This is a genomic window from Chitinophaga jiangningensis (genome assembly GCF_900142605.1).
GTDB lineage: Bacteria > Bacteroidota > Bacteroidia > Chitinophagales > Chitinophagaceae > Chitinophaga > Chitinophaga jiangningensis.
Genome location: NZ_FRBL01000013.1, coordinates 54,818 through 79,114 on the forward strand (window position 1 = coordinate 54,818; position 24,297 = coordinate 79,114).

23 protein-coding genes are annotated in these 24,297 nt (G+C 48.9%); 13 read left to right on the forward strand and 10 right to left on the reverse strand.

Annotated features, from left to right (window positions below; genetic code table 11):
* The first annotated feature begins 19 nt into the window (after positions 1-19).
* Positions 20-3,214, forward strand: a complete 3,195-nt coding sequence (locus BUB18_RS27350) for an efflux RND transporter permease subunit (protein WP_073087310.1) — start codon at positions 20-22, stop codon at positions 3,212-3,214.
* Between the two features lie 12 nt (positions 3,215-3,226).
* Positions 3,227-4,663: a TolC family protein gene (locus tag BUB18_RS27355; RefSeq protein ID WP_073087311.1), complete on the forward strand. Its 1,437-nt coding sequence runs from the start codon at positions 3,227-3,229 to the stop codon at positions 4,661-4,663.
* Positions 4,664-4,747: 84 nt separating this feature from the next.
* Here BUB18_RS27355 and BUB18_RS27360 read toward each other — a convergent pair whose 3' ends face one another.
* Positions 4,748-4,960, reverse strand: coding sequence for a cysteine-rich CWC family protein (locus tag BUB18_RS27360; RefSeq protein WP_073087312.1), 213 nt, complete (start codon positions 4,958-4,960; stop codon positions 4,748-4,750).
* Between the two features lie 73 nt (positions 4,961-5,033).
* On the opposite strand from BUB18_RS27360, the gene pepT reads away from it, so the two are divergent.
* From pepT to BUB18_RS27375, 3 genes are read left to right on the forward strand one after another with little or no spacing between them, the layout of a single operon-like run.
* On the forward strand, positions 5,034-6,281 hold the full coding sequence (pepT, locus tag BUB18_RS27365; protein ID WP_073087313.1) for a peptidase T: 1,248 nt from the start codon (positions 5,034-5,036) through the stop codon (positions 6,279-6,281).
* A 48-nt stretch (positions 6,282-6,329) separates the two neighbouring features.
* Entirely contained in the window at positions 6,330-7,049 is a 720-nt protein-coding gene (locus BUB18_RS27370) for a MotA/TolQ/ExbB proton channel family protein (RefSeq protein ID WP_073087315.1), read from the forward strand.
* Positions 7,050-7,059: 10 nt separating this feature from the next.
* Complete coding sequence (locus BUB18_RS27375) at positions 7,060-7,455, forward strand: ExbD/TolR family protein (protein ID WP_073087317.1); 396 nt, start codon at positions 7,060-7,062, stop codon at positions 7,453-7,455.
* 18 nt (positions 7,456-7,473) lie between these two features.
* Here the strand turns inward: BUB18_RS27375 and prmC are convergent, their stop codons facing one another.
* Positions 7,474-8,331 (reverse strand): peptide chain release factor N(5)-glutamine methyltransferase, encoded by an 858-nt coding sequence (gene prmC / locus BUB18_RS27380; RefSeq protein WP_178372224.1) that lies wholly within the window; start codon positions 8,329-8,331, stop codon positions 7,474-7,476.
* A 46-nt stretch (positions 8,332-8,377) separates the two neighbouring features.
* On the opposite strand from prmC, the gene ribD reads away from it, so the two are divergent.
* Together ribD and BUB18_RS27390 are read left to right on the forward strand one after the other, a co-directional pair.
* A complete protein-coding gene (gene ribD / locus BUB18_RS27385; RefSeq protein WP_073087319.1) occupies positions 8,378-9,433 on the forward strand; it encodes a bifunctional diaminohydroxyphosphoribosylaminopyrimidine deaminase/5-amino-6-(5-phosphoribosylamino)uracil reductase RibD in 1,056 nt (351 codons plus the stop codon).
* A 40-nt stretch (positions 9,434-9,473) separates the two neighbouring features.
* Positions 9,474-10,073, forward strand: coding sequence for an IMPACT family protein (locus BUB18_RS27390; protein ID WP_073087321.1), 600 nt, complete (start codon positions 9,474-9,476; stop codon positions 10,071-10,073).
* Between the two features lies 1 nt (position 10,074).
* Here the strand turns inward: BUB18_RS27390 and BUB18_RS27395 are convergent, their stop codons facing one another.
* From BUB18_RS27395 to BUB18_RS27405, 3 genes are all read right to left on the reverse strand, one after another.
* The gene (locus tag BUB18_RS27395) at positions 10,075-12,447 is read right to left on the reverse strand and encodes an ABC transporter permease (RefSeq protein WP_073087323.1); all 2,373 of its coding nucleotides are present in this window, start codon (positions 12,445-12,447) and stop codon (positions 10,075-10,077) included.
* 143 nt (positions 12,448-12,590) lie between these two features.
* Positions 12,591-13,481: a 3-hydroxybutyryl-CoA dehydrogenase gene (locus BUB18_RS27400; protein ID WP_073087325.1), complete on the reverse strand. Its 891-nt coding sequence runs from the start codon at positions 13,479-13,481 to the stop codon at positions 12,591-12,593.
* A gap of 69 nt (positions 13,482-13,550) precedes the next feature.
* Positions 13,551-14,204 (reverse strand): carboxypeptidase-like regulatory domain-containing protein, encoded by a 654-nt coding sequence (locus BUB18_RS27405; RefSeq protein ID WP_073087327.1) that lies wholly within the window; start codon positions 14,202-14,204, stop codon positions 13,551-13,553.
* 137 nt (positions 14,205-14,341) lie between these two features.
* Here BUB18_RS27405 and BUB18_RS27410 point away from each other — a divergent pair, with 137 nt between their 5' ends.
* The 3 genes from BUB18_RS27410 to pyrF all read left to right on the forward strand — a co-directional run bounded on the left by BUB18_RS27410 (position 14,342) and on the right by pyrF (position 17,133).
* Complete coding sequence (locus tag BUB18_RS27410; RefSeq protein ID WP_073087329.1) at positions 14,342-15,436, forward strand: Mrp/NBP35 family ATP-binding protein; 1,095 nt, start codon at positions 14,342-14,344, stop codon at positions 15,434-15,436.
* Between the two features lie 146 nt (positions 15,437-15,582).
* Positions 15,583-16,212, forward strand: coding sequence for an FMN-binding negative transcriptional regulator (locus tag BUB18_RS27415; RefSeq protein WP_073087331.1), 630 nt, complete (start codon positions 15,583-15,585; stop codon positions 16,210-16,212).
* Between the two features lie 96 nt (positions 16,213-16,308).
* Positions 16,309-17,133: an orotidine-5'-phosphate decarboxylase gene (gene pyrF, locus BUB18_RS27420; protein ID WP_073087333.1), complete on the forward strand. Its 825-nt coding sequence runs from the start codon at positions 16,309-16,311 to the stop codon at positions 17,131-17,133.
* A 158-nt stretch (positions 17,134-17,291) separates the two neighbouring features.
* Here the strand turns inward: pyrF and BUB18_RS27425 are convergent, their stop codons facing one another.
* Positions 17,292-17,732 carry a YciI family protein gene (locus BUB18_RS27425; protein WP_073087335.1) on the reverse strand — a complete coding sequence of 147 codons (441 nt, stop codon included), beginning with the start codon at positions 17,730-17,732 and terminating at the stop codon, positions 17,292-17,294.
* Between the two features lie 124 nt (positions 17,733-17,856).
* On the opposite strand from BUB18_RS27425, the gene BUB18_RS27430 reads away from it, so the two are divergent.
* Both BUB18_RS27430 and BUB18_RS27435 read left to right on the forward strand, forming a co-directional pair.
* The gene (locus BUB18_RS27430) at positions 17,857-19,035 is read left to right on the forward strand and encodes an acyl-CoA dehydrogenase family protein (RefSeq protein ID WP_073087337.1); all 1,179 of its coding nucleotides are present in this window, start codon (positions 17,857-17,859) and stop codon (positions 19,033-19,035) included.
* A gap of 5 nt (positions 19,036-19,040) precedes the next feature.
* Positions 19,041-20,084: an FAD:protein FMN transferase gene (locus BUB18_RS27435; protein ID WP_083550912.1), complete on the forward strand. Its 1,044-nt coding sequence runs from the start codon at positions 19,041-19,043 to the stop codon at positions 20,082-20,084.
* Positions 20,085-20,159: 75 nt separating this feature from the next.
* Here the strand turns inward: BUB18_RS27435 and BUB18_RS27440 are convergent, their stop codons facing one another.
* The 4 genes from BUB18_RS27440 to BUB18_RS27455 form a co-directional block, all read right to left on the reverse strand.
* Positions 20,160-20,780, reverse strand: coding sequence for a porin family protein (locus BUB18_RS27440; protein ID WP_073087339.1), 621 nt, complete (start codon positions 20,778-20,780; stop codon positions 20,160-20,162).
* 34 nt (positions 20,781-20,814) lie between these two features.
* Positions 20,815-21,450 carry a DUF4136 domain-containing protein gene (locus tag BUB18_RS27445; protein WP_073087341.1) on the reverse strand — a complete coding sequence of 212 codons (636 nt, stop codon included), beginning with the start codon at positions 21,448-21,450 and terminating at the stop codon, positions 20,815-20,817.
* A 198-nt stretch (positions 21,451-21,648) separates the two neighbouring features.
* Positions 21,649-22,275 (reverse strand): HAD family hydrolase, encoded by a 627-nt coding sequence (locus tag BUB18_RS27450; RefSeq protein ID WP_073087343.1) that lies wholly within the window; start codon positions 22,273-22,275, stop codon positions 21,649-21,651.
* Positions 22,276-22,344: 69 nt separating this feature from the next.
* Positions 22,345-23,637, reverse strand: a complete 1,293-nt coding sequence (locus tag BUB18_RS27455) for a DUF2130 domain-containing protein (RefSeq protein ID WP_073087345.1) — start codon at positions 23,635-23,637, stop codon at positions 22,345-22,347.
* A 137-nt stretch (positions 23,638-23,774) separates the two neighbouring features.
* On the opposite strand from BUB18_RS27455, the gene BUB18_RS27460 reads away from it, so the two are divergent.
* Positions 23,775-24,296, forward strand: a complete 522-nt coding sequence (locus BUB18_RS27460; protein WP_073087347.1) for a hypothetical protein — start codon at positions 23,775-23,777, stop codon at positions 24,294-24,296.
* Position 24,297 lies beyond the last annotated feature (1 nt).

The following is a 24,297-nucleotide window of genomic DNA, read 5'->3' on the forward strand; positions in this document are numbered from 1 at the left end:
CATTTAAAAAACGGAACCAATGTTCAATAAATTTATTCAGCGACCAGTACTGGCTATCGTACTATCGCTGGTGATCATTTTCATGGGGCTGCTCGCGATCAATACCCTCCCCGTTTCACAATTCCCATCCATCGCACCACCCATGGTGGTGGTAAACGTAGCCTACCCTGGTGCAAGCGCCAAAGTACTGGTAGAATCAGTGCTGGTGCCCATGGAGAAAGCTATCAACGGCGCCCCCGGTATGAAGTATATGACTTCCGACGCTACCAGCGCCGGTGAAGCCACCATCCAGGTAGTATTCGACCTGGGTACGGACCCTAACCAGGCTGTGGTGAATGTGAAAAACAGGATCGAACAGGTAACGAACCGCCTGCCGGAACTGGTACAGCGCGAAGGCCTCGTGGTGAGCTATACATCGCCCAACATGCTGATGTATGTAAACCTTTACAGTAAAGACCCTAAGGCGGATGAAAACTTCCTGTACAACTTTGCAGGGGTGAATATCATTAATGAACTGAGTCGCCTCAAAGGGGTGGGTAGCGCCAAAATCCTTGGTAGCCGCCAGTTTGCGATGCGTGTATGGCTCAAGCCCGACCGTATGCGTGCCTACAATGTATCCACCGATGAAGTAATGGAAGCCCTGGCCCAGCAAAGTATCATCGGCTCACCAGGAAGGATAGGACAGGCCACCGGTAAGCGTTCCCAGTCACTGGAATACGTGCTTACCTATCCGGGCCGCTACAATAAACCGGAACAATACCGCGACGTAATCGTAAGAGCCAATGCCAACGGAGAAATATTATACCTCAAGGATATCGCGGATGTTGAATTGGGTAGCGAGTTCTATGACATCTATTCCAATATGGACGGCCATCCGTCCGCGGCCATTACCCTCAAGCAAACCTACGGTAGTAATGCCTCGGATGTTATCAAAGAAGTAAAAGCCAAGCTGGAACAGATCAAAGCCAGTTCTTTCCCGCCGGGTATGGACTATAAAATCAGCTACGATGTATCCAGCTTCCTGGATGCCTCCATGGAAAAGGTAGTACACACGCTGGTGGAGGCATTCATCCTCGTGGCCATCGTGGTATTCCTCTTCCTCGGCGACTGGCGCTCTACGCTGATTCCAACACTCGCCGTTCCGGTGTCGCTCATCGGTGCATTTATGTTCATGCAGCTCTTAGGTCTCACCATCAACCTTATTACGCTGTTTGCCCTCGTACTGGCCATCGGGATAGTAGTGGATAATGCCATCGTGGTAGTGGAAGCAGTACATACTACCATGGCGGAAGAACATTTGTCGCCCTATAAGGCCGTAAAGAAAGTACTGAAGGAAATCAGCGGCGCCATTATCGCCATCACCTTTCTGATGACTGCCGTGTTCATCCCGGTGGCGTTCATGACAGGGCCGGTGGGTATTTTCTACCGGCAGTTTTCTATTACTATGGCCACTTCCATCGTGATCTCCGGTATAGTGGCACTAACGCTCACGCCTGTACTCTGCGCCATGATCCTGAAAAATAACCATGGCCAGCCAAGGAAGAAAACACCGGTCAACAGGATGATAGATGGTTTCAACAGCTGGTTTGAAAAGGTGACGGATAAATACACCGGCCTGCTACGATTGATCGTAAACAAGCGGGTTATCACCTTTGGATTGTTGCTAGCCTTCTGTTTCGGCATCTGGGCCATTTCTTCCCTGTTGCCCACCGGCTTCATTCCGAATGAGGACCAGGGGATGATCTATGCGATCATTCAAACGCCGCCGGGGTCTACGCTCGAACGTACCAATCATATTGCAGGCCAGCTGCAGAAGATTGCAGAAAAAGTGGAAGGGGTGGAATCCGTGTCGGCACTGGCAGGTTATGAAGTATTAACGGAGGGCAGGGGCTCCAACGCGGGTACCTGTTTGATCAACCTGAAAAACTGGTCGGACCGCAAACACTCTGCTGTGGAAATTATTGAAGAACTGGAAGACAAAGCCAGAGTAATCCCTGGCGCCACCATCGAGTTTTTCCAGCCACCAGCAGTGCCCGGATATGGAGCTGCCGGCGGGTTCTCCCTAAGGTTGCTGGACAAAACCAATTCCGACGACTACGATGCATTTGGAAAAGTAAATGATGAGTTTATGGCGGCCCTGCGTAAACGTAAGGAGCTCACCGGCCTGTTCACCTTTTTTGCGGCCAACTATCCGCAGTATGAACTGGAAATTGACAACAAGGCTGCGATGCAGAAGGGCGTGTCGATCGGCAAGGCGATGGACAACCTGTCGATCCTCATTGGTAGTACTTATGAGCAGGGCTTTATCCGCTTCGGTACTTTCTACAAGGTGTATGTACAATCATCCCCTGAATACAGGGCGCTACCGGAGGATGTACTAAAGCTGTACATCAAAAATAACCGGGATGAAATGGTGCCATATTCTGCTTTTATGAAGATAAAAAAGAACCAGGGACTCAATGAGATCACACGATTCAATATGTACCTGGCTTCCGCGATCAATGGCGCACCGGCTCCCGGTTACAGCAGCGGTGAGGCCATCAAAGCTATCCAGGAAGTAGCTAAAACTACTTTGCCGAGAGGCTATGATATTGACTGGCTTGGACTTTCCAAAGATGAGGCGGAACGTGGTAATGAGGCGCTGATCATTTTCTTCATCGTATTGATCTTCGTTTACTTCGTGCTTGCCGCACAGTATGAAAGTTTCATTATCCCGCTGTCGGTAATACTTTCCTTGCCAGTAGGTGTTTTCGGTGCATTTGCATTACTGAAGATGATGGGGCTGTCAAACGATATTTACGCGCAGGTAGGGCTGGTAATGCTGGTAGGTTTGCTCGGTAAAAATGCCGTACTGATTGTGGAGTTTGCCGTGCAAAAGCATCAACAGGGTGCCACTATCATGGAGGCAGCCATCGAGGGTGCCAAAGTACGTTTCCGTCCTATCCTGATGACCTCCTTCGCCTTTATTGCGGGGCTTATCCCGTTGTTGTTCGCTACAGGTCCGGGAGCGTTGGGTAACCGCACGATCGGTGCATCTTCCGCAGGTGGTATGTTGCTGGGTACCGTGTTCGGCGTGATCGTAGTGCCGGGATTGTACTACATATTCGGATCGATGGCCGAAGGGCGCCACCTGATTCGCGATGAGGACGAAGTGCCATTAACCGATGACCTGGTGATGAAGAAAAAGAAGAAGAAAAAGTTTAAAATTTTCTAACCGACGACAATTATGACGATAAGAACCAACTATAAATTATGGGGGATACCATTGCTGTTACTGGCCTACAGCGCCTGTAAAATTCCGGCGGTGGCCGCCCGTACTGAAAATAAGGAGCTGCCGGCCGGTTTCAGCAACCATACGGCAGATTCTACGAACGCTGCAACGGTGGCCTGGAAGGATTTTTTCACGGATCCATACCTGAAGAACCTGATAGATACTGCCCTGCAGCATAATCAGGAGTTAAATATTACTTTACAGGAGATAGAAATTGCCCGTAATGAAATACGCGCCCGTAAAGGAGAATACCTGCCGTTTGTACAGTTGAAGGCAGGGGCAGGACTGGATAAGGTAGGGCGGTATACCAACATCGGCGCGATGGAGGAAGCTACGGAAATCAAGCCGGGTAAGGAAATGCCGGACCCACTGCCTGACTACCTGTTGGCGGCACAGGCTACCTGGGAGGCTGATATATGGCATAAGCTGCACAACGCAAAAAAAGCAGCTGTAGCCCGGTATGTGTCCACCGTTGAAGGGCGGAATTTTGTGCTCACCAACCTGATCGCCGAAATCGCAAATTCCTACTACGAGCTGCTGGCATTGGATAAGCAGCTGGAGATAGTGCAGAAAAACGTGGAGATACAAAGCAATGTTTTACGGGTGGTGCGATTGCAGAAGGAAGCTACCAGGGTAACGGAGCTGGCTGTACGCAGATTTCAGGCGCAACTGGCGAAGACAAAGAGCCTTCAGTATAACATCCAGCAGCAGATTGCAGAAACGGAATATAACATCAACTTCCTGTTGGGGCGGTATCCGCAGCCGATAGAAAGAAGCAGTATGCCGGCAGAAAATGCCGTGCCTGCGGTGGTACAAACAGGTATTCCTTCCCAGCTGCTGGCCAACAGACCGGATATCAGAAAGGCTGAACAGGAGCTGGCAGCGGCCAAACTGGACGTAAAAGTGGCTAAGGCGAGATTTTACCCTTCCGTGGGAATCAGCGCTGCTATTGGCTATAATGCTTTCAATCCTTCGTACCTGCTGACCACACCAGCTTCCCTGATATACTCGCTGGCGGGCGAATTGTCAGCACCGCTGGTGAACCGCAATGCCATCAGGGCGGACTACCTGAATGCCAATTCCCGGCAACTGCAGGCAGTGTATAACTATGAGCGTACCGTATTGCATGCCTTTGTGGAAGTGGCCAGGCAGGTGAAAAAGATCGATAACCTGCAAAAAAGCTATGATTTACAGGCGGAGCAGGTGCAGCAGCTATCCAGCTCGGTGGATATTTCCGATAAGCTGTTCAAGGCCGCTGAAGCGGATTATATGGAAGTGTTGATGACCCAGCATGATGCGTTGGAAGCGAAGTTTGAACTGGTAGAAACACAAAAGCAGCGGTTATGTGCCGTGGTGAATATCTATGAAGCCCTCGGTGGCGGATGGCAATAATTAGGGGTAATTAAGGCCAAAACACCGGTGATGAAAGGGGTATCCATGTAAAGTAGTAAAATATTTTAGGTGAGATGCGCCCTCTCATTCCCCGGTAAGCAGTTGCCTGCGCTCCGCTTTTAACTCCTCCAGGCATTGGTTACAGAGGCAGTCGGTATAACGTTCTCCAATATACCGGCGGTCGTCTCCATCGAGCCTGACCTGTGTACACCAGCACTGGTGAATATTTTCCGGCTCACATACCAGTGGCTTCCCGCAACGGGGGCAAATGTGGTTGTTTTGTGCTGCACCGCTCATACCCAAATATAGCGAATCCCAAAATTACACTGGCGGCAGAAGGGTATGACCGATTTTTCCTTACGTTTGCAATATGTTTACAAACTATAACTACACCGTAGATGAACGCTTTAAGCGTTACGTACAGATAGATACGCAGTCAGATCCGTTGAGCAGCAGCTTTCCGACCACTGAGAAACAGAAGGATCTGAGCCGCCTGCTGGTAGAAGAATTGAAGGCGATGGGCATTGCTGACGCCGAACTGGATGAACATGGTTATGTATTCGCTACCATTCCCTCCAATACAGATAAAAAAGTGCCGGTGATCTGCTTCTGCAGCCACGTGGATACCTCACCAGACAGCAGCGGTACTAACGTGAAACCACTGGTACACCTTAATTACGACGGAAAAGATATTCAGCTGCCAGATGATCCTGCTGTGATCATCCGTGCCAGCGAACACCCCTACCTGGCCAGCAAGAAAGGCGATGACATCATTACGGCCAGCGGCCTTACTCTCCTCGGTGCTGACGATAAGGCCGGCGTAGCGGAAATTATGGACGCCGCACACTTCCTCATGAACCACCCGGAAGTAAAACATGGCGCTATCCGCATCCTCTTCACGCCCGATGAAGAGGTGGGTCGCGGTGTGGAAAAACTGGATATGAAGAAACTGGCGGCTGATTTTGGCTACACCATGGATGGTGGAGAGTTGGGCTCTCTGGAAGATGAGAACTTCTCCGCGGACGGTGCCAAGATCGTAGTAGACGGTATCAGTGCCCACCCCGGAGCTGCTAAAGATAAACTGGTAAGCGCCATTAAAATTGTCAGTGAAATCGTTGATGCGTTGCCGAAAGACAGCCTTTCCCCTGAAACTACGGACGACAGGGATGGGTTTATTCACCCGGTTCGTATAAGCGGCACCGTAGAGCAGGCCGAAATCGACTTCATTATCAGGGACTTCGAAACCAACGCGCTCGAACTGCACGAAGCCTACCTGCGCCGCATCATGGAAAAGGTAGTTGCAAAATATCCCGGCGCAAAAGGCGTTTTAAGGGTGAAAGAACAGTACCGTAACATGAAGGAAGTGCTGGATAAGCACCCTGAAGTTACCGCCTATGCTGCGGAAGCTATTCGCCGTGCAGGGGTACAACCCATGAAAATGAGCATCCGCGGAGGTACTGACGGCTCCCGCTTATCCTTTATGGGACTGCCTTGCCCCAATATTTTCACCGGGGAAATGGCGTTGCATAGCAAACATGAGTATGTAAGTATCCAGGATATGCAAAAAGCAGTGCAGACAATTGTATATCTGGCACAGCTTTGGGAGGAGAAGGCATAATTTTGTAATTATTTACTATTTTAACCGTTATTAGTTTAAAATCGAAACATGTTGTTAGGACTTATCACGTTATTACAGGATTCTTTATTGCTTCCCAAAGCAGATACAGTAGCGCAGGGCGTTAATGCAGCTGCACAGGCAGCAGATAAACATATTAGCCTGCTGGAATTGCTGAAGAATGGTGGTGTGCTGATGATTCCCCTGGGCCTGCTGTCGCTGATCGCGGTTTTCGTGTTTGTGGAAAGATGGCTGACCATCTCCAAAGCTGGTAAGATCGAAGACAACTTCATGCCAATGATCCGTGATCAGATCATGAATGGCAACGTCCAGGCTGCCCGCTCCCTGGCAAAAAATACCAACAGTCCTATCGCACGCATGATTGATAAAGGAATCCAGCGTATCGGTAAGCCTATCGAAAACATTGAGAAATCCATGGAAAATGTCGGTAAACTCGAAGTATACCGCATGGAAAAGAACCTGGTGATACTGTCTATCATCGCCGGTATCGCTCCCATGTTCGGTTTTCTCGGTACTATCGCCGGTATGATCCAGACGTTCTTTAATATCTCCATTACTTCAGATATTACCCTGGGCACCATCGCCGGAGGTATCTATGTAAAAATGATCACTTCCGCTACGGGCCTGATCATCGGGATCATATCCTTCATAGGTTATAGCTTCCTCAATGCCCAGATAGATAAAGTTGTAAACAAAATGGAGACCGCTTCCGCAGAGTTTATCGATATTCTGCAGGAACCTACCCGCTAAAATAACGGAAATGAATCTACGTAGTCGCAACCGGAAACACGTGGAAATGGACAAGTCAGCACTGAACGATATCCTGTTCATCCTGCTGCTGTTCTTCCTGATTGTTTCCACACTGGCAAATCCGAACGTCATTAAACTGGCCCTGCCTAAAGCTACCAGCAATACAAAAGCGAAGCAAACGGTAGTAGTGAGCATCAACAGCAACCATGAGTTTTTCGTAGGTACTAACAAGGTGCCTTTCGAATCATTGCAGCAAACGCTGGTGCCCGCGCTCTCGCACGAATCAGTAGATCCTACGGTGGTAATCAATGCCGAAAAAACCGTTCCGATCGAAGATGTGGTAAGTGTGATGGAAATTGCCCGTTCAGTAGGAGCAAAAGTAGTACTGGCAACTGCCAAAAAATAAATCAGTATGGGGTTGCGGTTATACCGCGATCCCTGCTTTTATCATACGATCTTTCCCGAAGAAGTCCTGTTTTAGCGTTATCCCTTCATAGCCGAGCCCCTGCAGTAATGTCACTACCTCTTTCCCAAAGGCCTCGTTTATCTCAAAATATAAAAATCCGCCCCTGTTAAGCTTTTCCAGCGCTGTAACGGCAATATGCCTGTAGAACAGCAAGGCATCATTATCCGGTACAAACAAGGCCAGCGAAGGCTCAAAGCCCCATACCTGCTGTTGCATTTCTGCCTGCTCCCTTTGGGTGATATAAGGGGGATTGCTGATGATGACGTCATAGTTCTCTAAAGCCTGCATCTGCTGTGGGTTTAAGGCATCCAGCGCAAAAAAGTTAACGTCCAGCTTCAGCTTTTCACTGTTGCTGCGGGCCACTTCCAGGGCCTCCTCGCTTACATCCGCACCACTTACGCTGGCTGCCGGCAGGGCCGATTTCACGGAAATCGGGATACATCCGCTGCCAGTACCAATATCCAGGATACGCAGGTCCGTTTTTCCGGCGGCATCCTGCACCACCCATTCTACCAGCTCTTCCGTTTCCGGGCGGGGAATGAGCACGGCCGGCGTTACATTAAATTCCAGTCCGTAAAACCAGGCGGACCCTGTGATGTATTGAATCGGTTCCAGTCGCTGCAGCGCAGCTATGGCATGTTTCAGTGCATCGTTCTGCTCCGGGGTCAACTTCCGTTCCTTATGGACTATCCTGTCCAGCTTACCCAGTCCTGTAATATGTTCCAGCACCATATGGGCGATGCTGGCGGCCTCCCGTGCATCGTAAATGTCGCCCAGGGCGCCGGTAATAAATGTGAAAGCCGATTGTATAGTCAATGCTAAAAACAATATTTTTGCAAACATACTTATAACGCTGGGGATTATGGATCACACTTTCAATGAATTTTTTATGCGGCGATGCCTGGAGCTGGCGGCCATGGGAGCAGGTCATGCTGCACCAAACCCAATGGTTGGGGCTGTGCTCGTGCATCAGCAGCGCATCATAGGAGAGGGGTACCATCAGCAATATGGGGAAGCGCACGCGGAGGTCAACTGTATCAACAGCGTGGCCCCGGAGGATCAAAGCCTCATCGCCAAGGCCACCATGTACGTTAGCCTGGAGCCCTGCGCCCATCACGGCAAAACGCCGCCCTGCGCTGATCTGATCGTAGCAAACCATATCCCCCATGTCGTGATAGGTTGTCAGGATACCTTTTCGGAGGTCTCCGGCAAAGGAATTGAAAAACTACGCAAAGCCGGCATAGAAGTAACCACAGGCGTGCTGGAAGAGGAATGCCGCTACCTCAACCGCCGTTTCTTCAACTTCCATGAAAAGAAGAAGCCCTACGTGATTCTTAAATGGGCCCAAACCCGCAATGCCCTTATGGCCGCGGACGACGGCAAGCCGGTCCGCATTTCCAATACGTATACAGACCGCCTCGTACATCGCTGGCGCAGCGAGGAGATGAGTATCCTCGTTGGTACCGGTACTGCCATACACGATAATCCCAAGCTAAACACCCGCCTCTGGCCCGGAAAAGACCCGGTGCGACTGGTGATCGACAAAGCACTGAAAGTGCCGCATGAATACCATGTTTGGGACGGCAGCGTGCCTACCATCTTTATTTCCGGCCGCACCGGAGATACGGAAGGCCGCTCCGAAATTATGCAGCTCGACTTCTACGACGACCTGCTGCCGCAACTCCTGGAACAGCTCTATCATAAAAATATTACCAGCGTGCTGGTAGAAGGTGGGCCGCATGTGCTGGAACAGTTCATAGAAATGGACCTCTGGGACGAATGCCGCATTATCACCGGTACCGGCACCCTGAAAGGCGGTAAAGCTGCCCCCGTGCTCACCAATGCCCTGCTGGCCGGTTCCAGCACATTGGGTACCGACCGGGTCGACATCTATCATCGCCATGCCAGCGGGATGTAATACGTGTGAATTGATTTATTGGTTTTTCTAAATTTTATTGATGGAGGTTTATTTTACTATAGATAAAAGTGCAGTAGCAGAATTTAAAGACAGAGGAAGCAAGTTTCTCGCCTTCGCTTTCCCGGTTAAAACTACAGATGATGTAAAAAATTGCCTGAACGAAGTTAAAAAAGAACACCCCAAAGCTACCCACCATTGTTATGCTTACCGCCTCGGCACAGATGGGCTGCAATACCGCGCCAACGACGATGGGGAGCCTTCCGGCAGTGCCGGTAAACCCATCCTCGGACAGATCGATTCCAAACAGCTGACCGATGTACTCGTTATAGTAGTCCGCTATTTCGGTGGTACCCTGCTGGGGGTACCGGGCCTGATCAACGCCTATAAAATGAGCACCGCCATGGTGTTACAGCTGGTGCCGGTGATTCAGAAAAATGTGGAGAAACGCTACCACCTCAGCTTCGATTATACAATCATGAACGAAGTAATGACGGTGGTAAAGCAACACAACGTTACAGTATTGTCGCAGGAAATGCAACTCTTCTGTACCATGGATATCGGCGTACCCAAAAGCACAGAAGAGCTTTGCTTATTAAGATTACAGGACATTCGCGGCCTGGAGATCAAACCGGTAAAGTAGTTTATTCGGAGCGCAGACTTTTCACCGGGTCCATTAGGGCTGCTTTGATCGCCTGGTAGCTGATGGTAAACAGAGTTACCAGTAAAGCGCCTAACGCGGCAATAACGAAAACGGATACACTGATATCTACCCGATAATCAAACTGCTGTAACCAGCGCTGTACAAAGTAAAACGCCAGCGGCGATGCCAGCAACGCACTCGCCATCACCAGCATTACAAAGTCTTTCGACAACATCGCCCATATCTGCGTCACCGAAGCGCCCAGCGCTTTGCGTATACCTATTTCCTTGGTGCGTTGTTCGGCAGTAAAGGCCGCCAGGCCCAGCAAGCCCAAACAGGAAATGAATATAGCCAATACCGTGAAGATGGTCGACAGGCGGCCAATCAGTACTTCCTGCCGGAATTTGGTATTGTATTCATCGTCTGTAAACTTGTATGCAAAGGCGCTTTCAGGGCTGAATGCCATAAATGCTTTTTCTATCGCGGCCACGGCAGTATGCGGGTCCACGTTACCGGCTAAACGAAATATTCCATAGCTTTTTTCAGAAGCGAGCGGCACAAACATGCTCGGCTCAGGATTGGCATATGGGGACTCCATGAGTGCATCCCTCACTACGCCTACAATGACCAATTTCCGGTCGGCCCAGGTGATGGTCTGATTCACAGGGTCCTTCAGGCGCAGGCGTTTTACAGCGGCCTCGTTGAGGATAACCGACAGGCTATCTGCGGCCGCTTCTCTGAAGTCGCGCCCTGCTACCACCTTCATGCCTGCCGTCTGGAAGTAGTGATTGTAAACGAAGAAATTTGCCATTTCCACCGTCTCGCCAGGCAGCTTACCAGGAAATGCTTCCAGGTCGTTATGGCTAAAAATCGCCGTAATAGGAGATGAGGCGGCCGTTACGTTGGTTACCACCCCGGATTGCATGAGTTGATTGCGGAAAGCATCGAAATGTGCTCCCACTTCCCCGGGCAGTGCTGCCTGTAATAATAAGCCTTTATCGTAGCCTACTGACCTGTTGCGGGCATAGTCCACCTGGTTGTGAATAACGATGGTAGCAATGATCAGGGCAATAGAACAGGTAAACTGTGCAATTACCAGCGCCCTCCTGGAGTTGCTGCTGGATTTGCCAATACGTATACCTTTCAGGATCTTCACCGGCCGGAAAGATGAGAGTATAAAGGCTGGTCTGGCGCCCGCTATCAGGCTCACTATTACTATGGCGCTCAGCAGGATCACGTACAACATGGGAGTGTTGTATGGTATCTTGACGGTAATGCCCGCCATGCGATTGAACAGCGGCAGGGCCAGTGCTGCCAGTATACAGGCAATCACGGCGGCAATAAGCGTGGTGAGAAATGATTCCACCAGGAATTGAAAAATGAGAAACTTACGTTCAGCACCTACCGCTTTACGAATACCTACTTCCTTGGCGCGTTTGGAGGATCTTGCGGTGGAGAGGTTAATAAAATTGATGCAGGCAATGAGCAGTACGAGTATGCCAACAATGGTGGCTGTGCGGACATTGTCGATCAACCCGCCTGAATCTTTCCCATTTACATATTTTCTGTAGAGATGCCAGCGTTCCAGTGGTTGTAGTATCACTTCGGAATTCATGGCATTCGTGGAGGTAGTTTCTGATTTTTCGATGTTCTTTATTTTGGCTGCAAACTGTACCGGGTCTACGCCGGCTCTGACCTTAGCAAACAGCTGGAAGCTGTTATCGCCGAAGCCGCTTTTCCGGGCTTCTTTCACAAAATCGTATGCCTGTTCCATCCGGCGCATGGTCATCAGGTATTTAAACCGGAACGAGGAATTTTCAGGCAGGTCTTTTAGTATGCCCGTTACTGTTAGGTTGTCCGTGTTATCAATCCGAACGATTTTGCCCATGGGATCAGCATTTCCAAAAAGGGCGCGTGCTGCAGATGCGGTGAGTATAATACTGTAGGGGTCCTTAAAAGCGGAGTTGACATCTCCCTGGATAAAAGGATATTGGAAGATGTGCAGGAAATCGTCGGCAACATGTGCGCCTTCGAGTACCAGTTTTTGTTCACCTGCCTTCAGGTTGTGAGGGCCCATCCAGTCGGTTTCTGCGATGTATTCAATCTCCGGCATTTCGGATTTCAGTGTGGCGCCCAGCTTCAGCGATACAGACGTGAAGTTCAGTATTTCGCCGTTGCTGTTAAAGTTTCTTCTTACCTGGAATATCCGTTCCTTGTCTGGCACCTGAATGTCATAGGAGGCTTCGTGGTAGGCCCATAGCCCTATAATCAGTGCTACAGCCAGGCCCGTTGCCAGTCCCAGGATGTTAATTGCGCTAAACCCTTTGTTATTGCGCATATTCCGGTATGCTACTTTAATATAGTTGTTGATCATATGCCATGAGTTGGATGTAAGCGGGGGTACTAATGGGATGCCAGAGTTGAGGGGCGCTGATAATCAACATAATAAAATAAAAAAGCGAACGGTAACTGTCCGTTTTTGGTACAGCCGCCGTTCGCTTTCGAATATAGTAAAAATTAGCGGGAGAACCGGTCGCTCACCACCAGGTCTTTACTGCCCGGGGTATATTTGTAGAAGCCTTCTCCGCTTTTGGCGCCCAGGTAGCCGGCCGTTACCATGTTTACCAGCAGCGGGCAGGGAGCGTATTTCGGATTACCAAAGCCATCATGTAATACGTTCAGGATGGAGAGGCATACATCGAGGCCGATGAAGTCGGCCAGCTGTAAAGGTCCCATCGGGTGCGCCATACCGAGTTTCATCACCGTATCAATTTCATTTACACCTGCTACGCCTTCAAAGAGGGAGTAGATGGCTTCATTGATCATCGGCATGAGGATGCGGTTAGCGATAAAGCCAGGGTAGTCGTTTACGACACATGGCACCTTACCTAATTTTTCGGAGAGCGTTACGATGGCGGCGGATACCTCTTTTTCTGTGGCGTAGCCATTGATGATTTCCACGAGTTTCATTACCGGAACAGGGTTCATGAAGTGCATGCCTATTACTTTGCCGGGGCGTTTGGTGGCCGCAGCAATTTTGGTAATGGAGATGGAGGAGGTATTGGTGGCCAGGATGGCGCCGGCAGGAGCAAACTGATCTAGTTCCTGGAAGATCTTCAGTTTCAGGTTTACGTTTTCAGTGGCTGCTTCTACTACCAGTTCGGCTTGTTGTACGCCTTGTTCGATGGAGGTGAAGGTGGTGATGTTAGCGAGGGTGTCGGCTTTCTGTGCTTCCGTAACCGTGCCTTTGGTTACCTGGCGGTCCAGGTTTTTGCCGATGGTCTGCAATGCTTTTTGCAGGGCGGCATCTGCCACATCAATAAGATTAACTTTAAAACCGTTTTGAGCAAATACGTGCGCAATACCATTTCCCATAGTACCAGCGCCTATGACTGCGATTTTTTGCATGGCGTATGAAACGTTTATTCGTTTATTGGATGAATTGCAATATCAACAAATAAACGAATAAAGCGGCTATTAATCTTCTTTCCTTTTGAAATCCCCACGCTTCCAGGCCTGTATGAACTGGGCCCACGACAGCGGGTTAAAAATGTTTTGCGGAGGTGGCTGGCCGGCGTAGTACAGTGATTGTGCCTGGCGGCGCATGTACATATTGGTGGCTTCGCGGCCGTCTACAGGCGTGATGCGTGCCAGTGCGCGCAGGTGGTGCGCCTCGGTATTTTTTCGTGCCCGCTCGTATGCGTCATCCGGGATGTCCATTGTGGCGAAGGCACGTTCAAATTCTTCTTTGGTAAGGTAAGGCCGGATAATGGTAGCCGGCAGGTACATGGTATCTTCTACCATCAGCTGGATCAGGGAATAGGCATTGCCGGGCAGGTTGGCCGGTACCTTATAATCCTGTTTCTTAAAGCCTATCGCAGAAAAGCTCAGGGTGTCGCCCTTAAATACCACGATGGAAAACACCCCCTGTTTGTTGGAGATGGTACCGCGGTATTGGCCGCGCACCATAATGCTCACAGCAGGAATAGCCTTCAGGCTGTCCGCTGTCATCGTAATACCCGAAATCTGTATGATGCTGTCTTTAAATTCCGTGATCTGTGCTCTCAGGAGTACAGGAGATAATAGGAAAATAAATAAAAGTGACAGTATGTAGGATCTTTTCTGCTCCATTATCGCTCTAAGATATAGAAATTATTTTAAGTGTTACAATCATACTTCCTGCGAGTTACGGAGAAGTAAATCAGAGTTGTAAATTAAGCCCCAATTGGGTTAACTTTGCCCCCTGGAATCTAATTTAACAACAATTTATGATGACTAAAGAGCAGATTTTACAAGCCCTGAGCAACGTAGAAGAACCGGATCTGGGAAAAGACCTGGTAACGTTGAATATGGTGAAAGATATAGAGATAGACGGGAATAAGGTGAAATTTACTGTTGTGCTGACGACTCCGGCCTGTCCGCTGAAGGACCTGATCCGCAGTGCATGTGTGAACGCGATTCACATGCTGGTAAATAAAGAAGCAGAAGTGGAAGTGGTGATGACTGCCAATGTGAGCAGCAAACGTAATGGAAACGGTGCACTTCCTGGTGTAAAAAATATCATTGTAGTAGCATCCGGTAAAGGCGGGGTAGGTAAATCTACCGTTGCTGCTAACCTGGCGCTGGCGCTGGGTCTGGATGGTGCAAAAGTAGGTTTGATGGATGCCGATATTTACGGTCCTTCTGTACCTATCATGTTCGGTGCCCGTGGCGAACGCCCTATGATGGTGAGCGTGGATGGTAAAGGCATGATTGAGCCTATGGAAAAATTTGGCATCAAATTCATGTCCATCGGCCTCCTGATCGAAGAAAGAGAAGCAGTAGTTTGGCGTGGACCTATGGCCAGCAGTGCTTTACGCCAGTTTGTAACGGATGTACACTGGGGTGAGCTCGACTACCTGGTAATCGATATGCCTCCTGGTACTGGCGATATTCACCTGACGCTCGTACAAACCGTGCCTATCACCGGTGCGGTTATTGTTACCACGCCGCAGGATGTAGCCCTCGCTGATGCTAAGAAAGGGATGGCTATGTTCATGGGTAAACAAATCAATGTTCCTATTCTCGGCCTCGTAGAAAACATGGCTTATTTCACGCCTGCTGAACTACCGGAGAATAAATACTACATCTTCGGTAAAGATGGCGGCCGTCGCCTCGCTGAAGAAATGGATGTACCTTTCCTAGGTCAGATTCCGCTGGTGCAGAGCATTCGCGAAGGTGGTGACTATGGCACGCCTATCATGGCTTCCGAGGATAAAGTTTCCCGCAAGGCTTTCCTGGATATTGCAGGCGCTACAGCCCGCAGCATCGCCATGCGTAATGCGAACATTGCACCTACGAAGATTGTGGATATTGTAGTCTAGTTATAATATTTGTATTGATATATATATCGGGAGGCCTTTGGCCTCCCGATTGCGTTAGCGCCCTTCTGCGCCACCGGTGCAGCAGGGCGCCAACAGGAATAATTGTTAAGCATTTTTGTTGTATTTTACCTGCCAATCCCAACTTTATGCTCACCGCCAATTTAAATAAGGAAACCGACTGGAATAAAATTGAAGCGTTCATGCGCGAATTCAGCTTTGCGCTGGTCGTGGATACGGATGAAAATAATGTTCCCCAGGCCACACACCTGCCGCTGGTGCTCAAACAAAAGCCTGACGGGCAATATGTGCTGCAAGGTCATCTGGCAAAAGCAAACCCGCAATGGCATTACTTTGGCAAGCAGGATACCTTAGTAATATTTTCTGCGCCCCATGCGTATATCTCCTCTTCCTGGTATGAAAAGGAAAGAATTCCTACCTGGAACTATATGGCCGTTCACGTGCACGGCAAAACCAGGATTTTGACAGATGAAGAACTGCACCAAAACCTGGATGAACTGGTAACACATTATGAAGCGGCATCTAAATGCCCGGTGACCATAGCAGATATAGATGAAAAATCTTACGCTAATAATTTTAAAGCCATTGTTGGTTTTGAAATTGAAGTACGAGATATTAATGCAAATTATAAACTGAGTGCCAATAAAAAGGATAAGGACTACTTCAACGTTATTGCAAATCTCCAGGAAAAAGGTGACGAAAACAGCGTGCGTATTGCTGCTGAAATGCAGTGCAGGCGGCCTCAAACGGAGCAATAAAAATTTATTGACCACGGCTGGCAGTTATCAGGATAAAATGAAATATCTTTAATTGGGCCACTTTTGCTTACCTTTGCGCCCCAAATTATACCGACTATGAATCGACAGGAATTGGTGAATCTGATCAAGGAAAGGCAATCTTATCTGTGTGTAGGTCTTGACACAGATTTGCAAAAGATTCCAAAACACCTGCTCTCTCATGCAGATCCGGTGTTCGCTTTTAACAAGGCAATCATTGATGCAACGAAAGATCTTTGCGTTGCCTACAAAATTAACACAGCTTTCTACGAAAGCATGGGTATCCGCGGCTGGGAAAGCCTGCAGCGTACGATTGAGTATATCCCTTCCGGCATCTTCACCATTGCAGATGCAAAGCGGGGAGATATAGGCAATACTTCTACCCAGTATGCGAAAACTTTTTTCGATACTTATAATTTCGACTCTGTTACCGTAGCTCCTTACATGGGGCGCGACAGTGTGGAGCCATTCCTGCAGTTCCCTGAAAAATGGGCTATTATGCTGGGACTCACTTCCAACGAAGGCAGCAGGGATTTCCAGTTGCAGCAGTTTGGCGATGAATTCCTGTTTGAAAAAGTACTGAAAGCAGGGATGCAATGGGGTACTCCTGACAACCTGATGTTTGTGGTGGGTGCTACGCAGTCCTCACAACTGGGTTACATCCGCAAACTGGTGCCGGACCATTTCTTCCTGGTACCGGGAGTGGGTGCACAAGGCGGTAGCCTCGAAGAAATTTCCCGCCAGGCCATGAATAAAGATTGCGGACTGCTGGTAAATGCCAGCCGCGCTATTATTTATGCCGGCAATGGAGAAGATTTTGCAGAAGAAGCAAGAAAAGTAGCGAAGCAATACCAGCTGGAAATGGCTTCTTACCTGAGCCAGATCGCAGTAGGTACATTGTAAATTTTTTTTTCAGAGAGATAAAAGAGCAGTGTTGCAAACTGTAAAGTGGGTGCAACATTGCTTTTTTTATTTGAACACAATTTCTTCGCTGGCCTCCTCCCGTTTTGGTGTTGCACGAGTGTGGTGCCGCGAAATTATTATACCTGCGGCGTTTCGCGCTATTTGAACACACAGTTCTTCGCCGTCCACCAGGGCTTAATGTCGAAGGAGAGTCGCCCCGCCACCACCGCCGGATCCGTATTCACCAGCGATACGGCTTCCAGACTGTCCTTGCAGTCCATGATAAAAATGCCCCGCAGTTCCCCATTGTCTCCAAAAGGGCCCGCCACTACAATTTTACCTTCATTGGCGAGTTTGGTAATGTTTTCCAGATGTTTACGTTGAATGTCTGCCGCAGTAGCATCGCTCTGCGTTCTATTCGGACCGGTTTTTAGGAATACCATCCAATAGCGTTTCATTTCATACGCTGGTGCAGGTTTAGCTTTGCCTGGCAGGGCAGTTAAAGCAATGGATCGTAAAGGGGTTGTTGGTCGAAACGATAACATTACAATGACTAAAAATCCCAACAACAGCAGCGCAGGAATCACTTTGCTTGCCATAGCTCTCGAATTTGTACCGAAAGTACTAACTTCTTATAAATTAGCGTGTTAATATTCAAAAAAATACTGTTCTCATCAATTCGTTATATCTCGTATCTTGCTGTAAACCAAAACCAAGGCAGTTATGAAACAAGACCTCTTTCAATCGCCCGATTACTTTAACCTGGACGCCCTGCTCACCGAGGAACATCTCCTGATCCGCGATGCAGTAAGGCAATGGGTAAAAAAGGAAATCTCCCCGATTATTGAGGATAGCTGCCAGCAGGCTAAATTCCCGTCACACATCCTGCCGGGACTGGGCAGTATAGGCTGTTTCGGCCCTACCATTCCTGCGGAATACGGGGGTGCAGGACTGGATTATATTTCCTACGGACTGATGATGCAGGAGCTGGAACGTGGCGATAGCGGTATCCGCTCTACTGCCAGCGTGCAGGGCTCGCTCGTAATGTATCCGATCCATGCCTTTGGCAGTGAAGCACAGAAGCAGTGGTATCTCCCTAAATTAGCCACAGGAGAACTGATGGGCTGCTTCGGACTCACGGAGCCTGACCATGGCTCCAACCCCAGCGGCATGACCACCAACTTCCGAGACGACGGCGATCACGTGATCCTCAATGGCGCCAAGCTCTGGATTTCCAATGCCCCTTTTGCGGACATTGCGGTGGTTTGGGCTAAAAATGAAGAAGGCGTGATACATGGATTGATTGTAGAACGCGGCATGCCTGGGTTTTCTACCCCTGAAATAAAAGATAAATGGAGCCTGCGTGCCAGTGCCACCGGGGAACTGGTGTTCGACAATGTACGCGTTCCAAAAGATAATATACTGCCAGGCGTGAAGGGCCTGAAAGGGCCACTGAGCTGCCTTTCCTCCGCCCGATACGGTATTGCCTGGGGCGCTATCGGGGCTGCTATGGATTGTTATGACACTGCCCTTCGCTACGCAAAGGAAAGAGTGCAATTTGGTAAACCGATCGCAGGCTTTCAGCTGATTCAGAAAAAGCTCGCAGAGATGGTAACGGAAATCACAAAAGCGCAGCTGATGAACTGGCGACTGGGCGTATTGAAAAACGAAGGCAAAGCCACGCCTGCACAAATCAGTATGGCCAAACGAAATTCCTGCGAAGTGGCGACCAACATTGTACGTGATGCACGCCAGATACTGGGCGGCATGGGCATTACAGGCGAATATTCCGTCATGCGCCATATGATGAACCTGGAAAGCGTGATTACCTACGAAGGAACACATGAAATACATCTGCTGATCACAGGTATGGATATCACCGGCCTGGACGCATTTAAATAGTGAACATGCTGAAATTTATTACCGGAGCAGCCGCATGGCTGCTTTGCTGTGCCAATTCTTTTGCCGTACAACGTGTATCCGGCCCCGTTACAGATACAACTGAGTTGAAATTAATTACCTGCCAGGGAAAAGCCCAGGGCACGTACTTTGTGGTTAAATACCTGTCGGCCGATACCGCATCCCTGCAACCTGCGATCGACTCCCTATTCCGGGTAATCGATCAATCCCTGTCCTTGTACAAGCCGGGATCACTCATTAACCAATTTAATGCTACCGGCCACGTCGCCATGGATGAACATATGAAAGCGGTGGTGGAAAAGGCCATCAGTACCTATAACACTACCGGCGGGCTGTTTGATATTACCGTGCAGCCGTTAGTGTACCTCTGGGGATTTGGGGTGCAAAAACCCTCCTTTAAGGGTGTTCCGCCAGCCGATAGTATTCACGCCGCATTGCAGCTAACGGGAAGTTCCTATCTCTCTATAAAAGAAAATCAACTGCAGGCCACCAAAAAAGGGGTGAAAATAGATTGTAATGGTATCGGGCAAGGCTATACGGTGGATGTTATTGGCAAGTTGCTGACACAACGTGGTATTCGGCATTACCTCGTAGATGTAGGCGGAGAGCTGTGTGCCAAAGGATACAATCAGCAGCATAAACGGTGGGGGGTAGGCATCGAACGCCCCGCACCCGGCGACACTACTTACGAGCCCGTGAGCGGAATGGTGCGACTGGCAGAAGAAGGCATTGCTACCAGTGGTAACTACCGTCGTTTTTTTGACCAGGGAAAAACAAGATATGCACATACGATTGATCCACGCACCGGGCAGGCGCTGCATAATCACATTATCAGCGTAACCGTCCTGGCGCCGGATTGCTTTACTGCGGATGCTTTTGATAATCCGCTGATTTTAATGGGGGTGGAAGAAGGTATTGCCTGGCTGGAAAAACACCCGGAACTGAAGCTGGAAGCACTATATGTGTACAGGGCCAATGATGGTACTATACGTGAAGCCTATACGAAAGGATTTGGTGAGCGTTTGAAATAAAAAAATCCCGCAGCGCTAAACCAGCTGCGGGACGCCATTCTCACAATTGCCCTTCATTGAATATGGATAAAATGCTTAGTTGAGGTGAAACTTGAATCCCACGCTATACTGCACGGAATTGAAGTTGGTAATATCTCCCATTTTGTATGGGCTGTAGTTATATCTTACGTTAGCATTGAACAGTACAGGTGATGCCTGTCCGAAAGGAATGTTGACCCCTACTTCCGGACTTACCATAAACTGCCAGCTGTTATCTGATTCTACAAACTGCCCCCAGTATTTTTTGTAATCCATATTGGCCACACCCACGCCTACGGCTGCGTAAGGGATCACTGGTTTATCGGGTTTGGTAAAAGCCCAGCCGGCGGTAGCCTGGATAGGAATCACCTGCAGGGTACGTGTTTGCACAGCAGATACATCTCCTAACTTATCCGGATAAACGGCGCGTGGGAGTTTTTCGTTGAAGTCCTGGAAACCAGTACGGAGTCCTACTGACAGCTGATCGTTCAGCATATATTGCAACCCTGCGGTCCAGCCTCTGAAGCTGGTTTTGCCGGAGTAATCCTTCAGGGAACCGAGTGGGGAGGCCACGGAATAATTTACGTCTATTGATAAAGGTGGGCGCACCTGTGCTGATACTGCCTGTGCGGCGAATACGCCGGCGAAAATCATTATCCAGTTTAATATCTTTTTCATCTTCCGATCAATTTAAAGTTCACGATACTATTGATTATTTGTTGGTCAGGTAGGTCGACTGATCAAAGGATGCCTGCACCATGCTGGCTACATTGTCAGTGTTCCATACGCCGGAGCCTCTCCACAGTGCGTTCCATACAGATACGTACTTGTTATCCGCTGTCGGATTTTTGAGGTCGAATACATCAATAGCAGTTTGTTTTTCATTCACCTGGTATACTACGTAGTAGCTTGGCCAGTACCATCCGCCACCGGGGTATCCCCAATAGCCGGGGCCCCATGCACCGCCCCACCAGCCTGGGTTCCAGGCTACGTTTGTAAAGGAGTTGTCGATGCGTGTAAGCGCTACCGCGAGGTCGGGTTTGGCCGCTTTATCCACGAGGGTATAACCACGCGATTGCATCGCAGCAGATACGGATGAGATGAGTTGTTTATCGTAATCGGTGAGTGCTTTTTTAGCAGTATCTGCGCGGTTACTTAATACGGCAACGGAGTCCACGATACTGAAAGTGGCGTAAGATTTAAAATTGGCCTGGCTGTCGTGGTTGGTAATGTAAATCCTGGATTCCTCAGCTGTCATATCTTTTAGTGGATCCTTGCCACAACCGCTGAAAGATATCAATGCTGCGAGGGCAGCAATACTGCTGAGTAAATAAATTGTTCTTTTCATATTCCTGGCGTATTAATTTCTAATTATGGTTTCCTCTTGAACTAAACGAAACGGGTCAACGGAAATTTCACGTTTTATCTATTGTTCAACGCATTAGATGGTGCAAAGTTACAGCAGGTTTATCCTGTAACTGTTAATAGAATCATAAAATAGGGAGTGGGTTAACAGTGGTAGCTCTTTACATATTACGCAGAAAATTTAATTCAGGATTTTCTTATGCATCAATTCATTTTTGAGTTGGAGGGCGCTGGTAAAATGTATGCTATCGATGCCCACATTTCTGGCAGCATTTACATTTCGTAAATTATCATCGATAAACAATGATTTTTCAGGACTTTCCTGGTAGCGTTCGAGGAGGAGTTTGAAAATGGAGGGAGATGGTTTACGTTGTTTTTCTCTTCCGGAAACAACGATGCCATCAAACCACTGCAAAAACTGGTATTGCACGAGTGCGAGTGGAAATGTTTCGTTGGACCAGTTGGTGAGTGCGTAGAGTTTGTATTTCCCGCTTTCTTTTAATTCTTTTAACAGGGCTACACTGTCGGCCATCTCTCCGCCCAGCATTTCCTTCCAGCGGCCATAATACGCCCTTATTTCGGCCTCAAACTGCGGATGCTGCCGGATGAGCAGTTCGGTGGCGTCCACCAGGCTCCTGCCGGCATCCTGTTCCTCATTCCAGTCGAACGTACAAATTTGTTGCAGGAAGTAATCTACTTCTGCTTCTGAGTTGAATATTTTTCTATATAGATAGCGTGGGTTCCAGTCTATAAGTACGGCGCCCAGGTCAAAAATGATGGCTTGGTACGCTTGCTCCGGATTTTGCATAGGTCACTTAAAATGAATAATAATCATCTAAATTAATAATTATTTACACATTTGAATAAAATTAATGGATTAATCCAGCAGATCGTCTGCGGCGTCTTCCAGTAATTTCATGTCTACGCTATCGCTACCGGCAATACCTTCAATGGAGCCGTGTATATGCGCGGCGTTGAGGAGTACTTTTTCCAGTTGTTTTTCGCGGGCTTTCCATATTTTCTCCATGGCATCTCTTTCCTTTTGTATGGATAGTTTGAGAGACATAAAGCCTTCTCTGATGGCTTTCCATTGCTCGGCAAACTCTCCGCTGGTGAGGTACGCATAGAGCATGTGCATTTTATCCCCTTTGTTTTCCTGGGTGCTTACGGCGCTGAATACTTTGATGATACCGTCTCTGAGTACATGGGCGAGGGCCTTCACTTCTGCGAAGGTGCAGATCCATACGCCGTCTTTTTCTCCGAATTTATCCATGCCGCGTGGCATGGTTTGGGTAACGAGTATGGCTACATCGATGCCCTGGGAGCGCATGTCGGCTTTGAGTTTTTCGATCCAGCCTTCGGTGAATTCCTTAGTGCGCTTACTTTCGTAGATGATGCGGCCGCATTCCTGTCCGAACCGGTTTCTTACCAGCTGGATGCAGTCGGCCCCGCGTACCCCTTTGCCTACCGGTGCCACTTCATCAAACGGGAAGCTATGGCGGAGCATTTCTTCCAGCACGAGTTCCTGTACTTCCCCTTGCAGCTGCATGGAACCCTGTTCGGCGCGGCGCTTCATTTCCTCCGCCAGTTTACGCTGGTCTTCCAGTTGCTTTTCCAGTTCGCGGAGTCGCAGCTGGTGTTCTGTATCACGGAGGGCGTTGCGCTCGGCTTCTTCCTTACGGATAGCTTCCTGCATCTGCGTCCTGGCTTCCATCAGTTTCCTTTCGGTGGCCAGTTCTAATTCTGCTTCGCGGTTTTTAAGTTCCTGCTCTTTACGGAGGAAATCCAGTTCTTTCTGCCGTGCTTCGCTCAGTCTGGCTTCCTGTTCCAGGTTGGCCTGCTGCAGCATTTTCACCTGGTTGTCGAAATCAGCCATAATGCTTTTACGCAGGTCCTGGGCGAGGGTTTCCTGCAGTTGTTGTTTTTCCTGCAGTACCCGTTTTTTTATTTCTTCTTCCTGTTGCTGGCGCAGCGATTCCATCTGCTGGCGCTCGGCAGCAATTTTATTTTTTTCTGAAAGGAGTGTGTTTTTTTCAGACTGAAGTTCATCCAGCTTTTTGCGCCATTCAGTAGCCATTTTACCGCGCATTTCCTTTTCTATATCCGCTGCGAAGGCGTCTTCCATTACAAACTGGTGTTTGCAATTCGGACAAGTGATTGATGTACCCATAATTGTCTTACAAAATTACGTAAAGATAAGGTTTACCTCCTTTGCAGTGCCGGATGCGGATAAATTGTGCTAAACCTTTATTCGTATATTTGTATTCAATTGTGACCCCAGACTGATTAACTCCAAAACCCCTGAAAATGAAAAACGCTTATCCTGAGAAGCCAATGCTTCCTTTTCGCCGTACTGCGGTGAGTATGGACATCGTAATCGACATCATCCGGCGCATGGGCTACCCTGCTGAAGTGAAGCGCGCCTGCTACATGATTTTCCGTAAAGAAAGCGGCAATGGCCGCAGTGGGATTAATGAAAATTATTCCGGTTTCCAGGCCGACTCCGGCCGCTGGCCCGCCGTGTACGATCCGCTGATTGCGGGCGTGGTACTCAAAAATGAAAATGGTACCAACAAGCCCCGGCTGTTCCTCGCTTTTCAGCATGCCTCCGGCTGCTTAACTATGCTGCTGGACCGTATCCAGCAACGCGGCATCTACATTGGTGGTCATACCAGCAAAATTGTAAACATGGATGTGAAAAATGTAACGGATTTTGCACGGGCTTATAAGAAAGAGTGGGCCGCCGGCAGCGCACTTGCCGAACCCAGCCCGGACGACTTCAAAGGCTTTGCCAGTATGTACCGGCAGGCGACCGGATTTTTTGCATAGG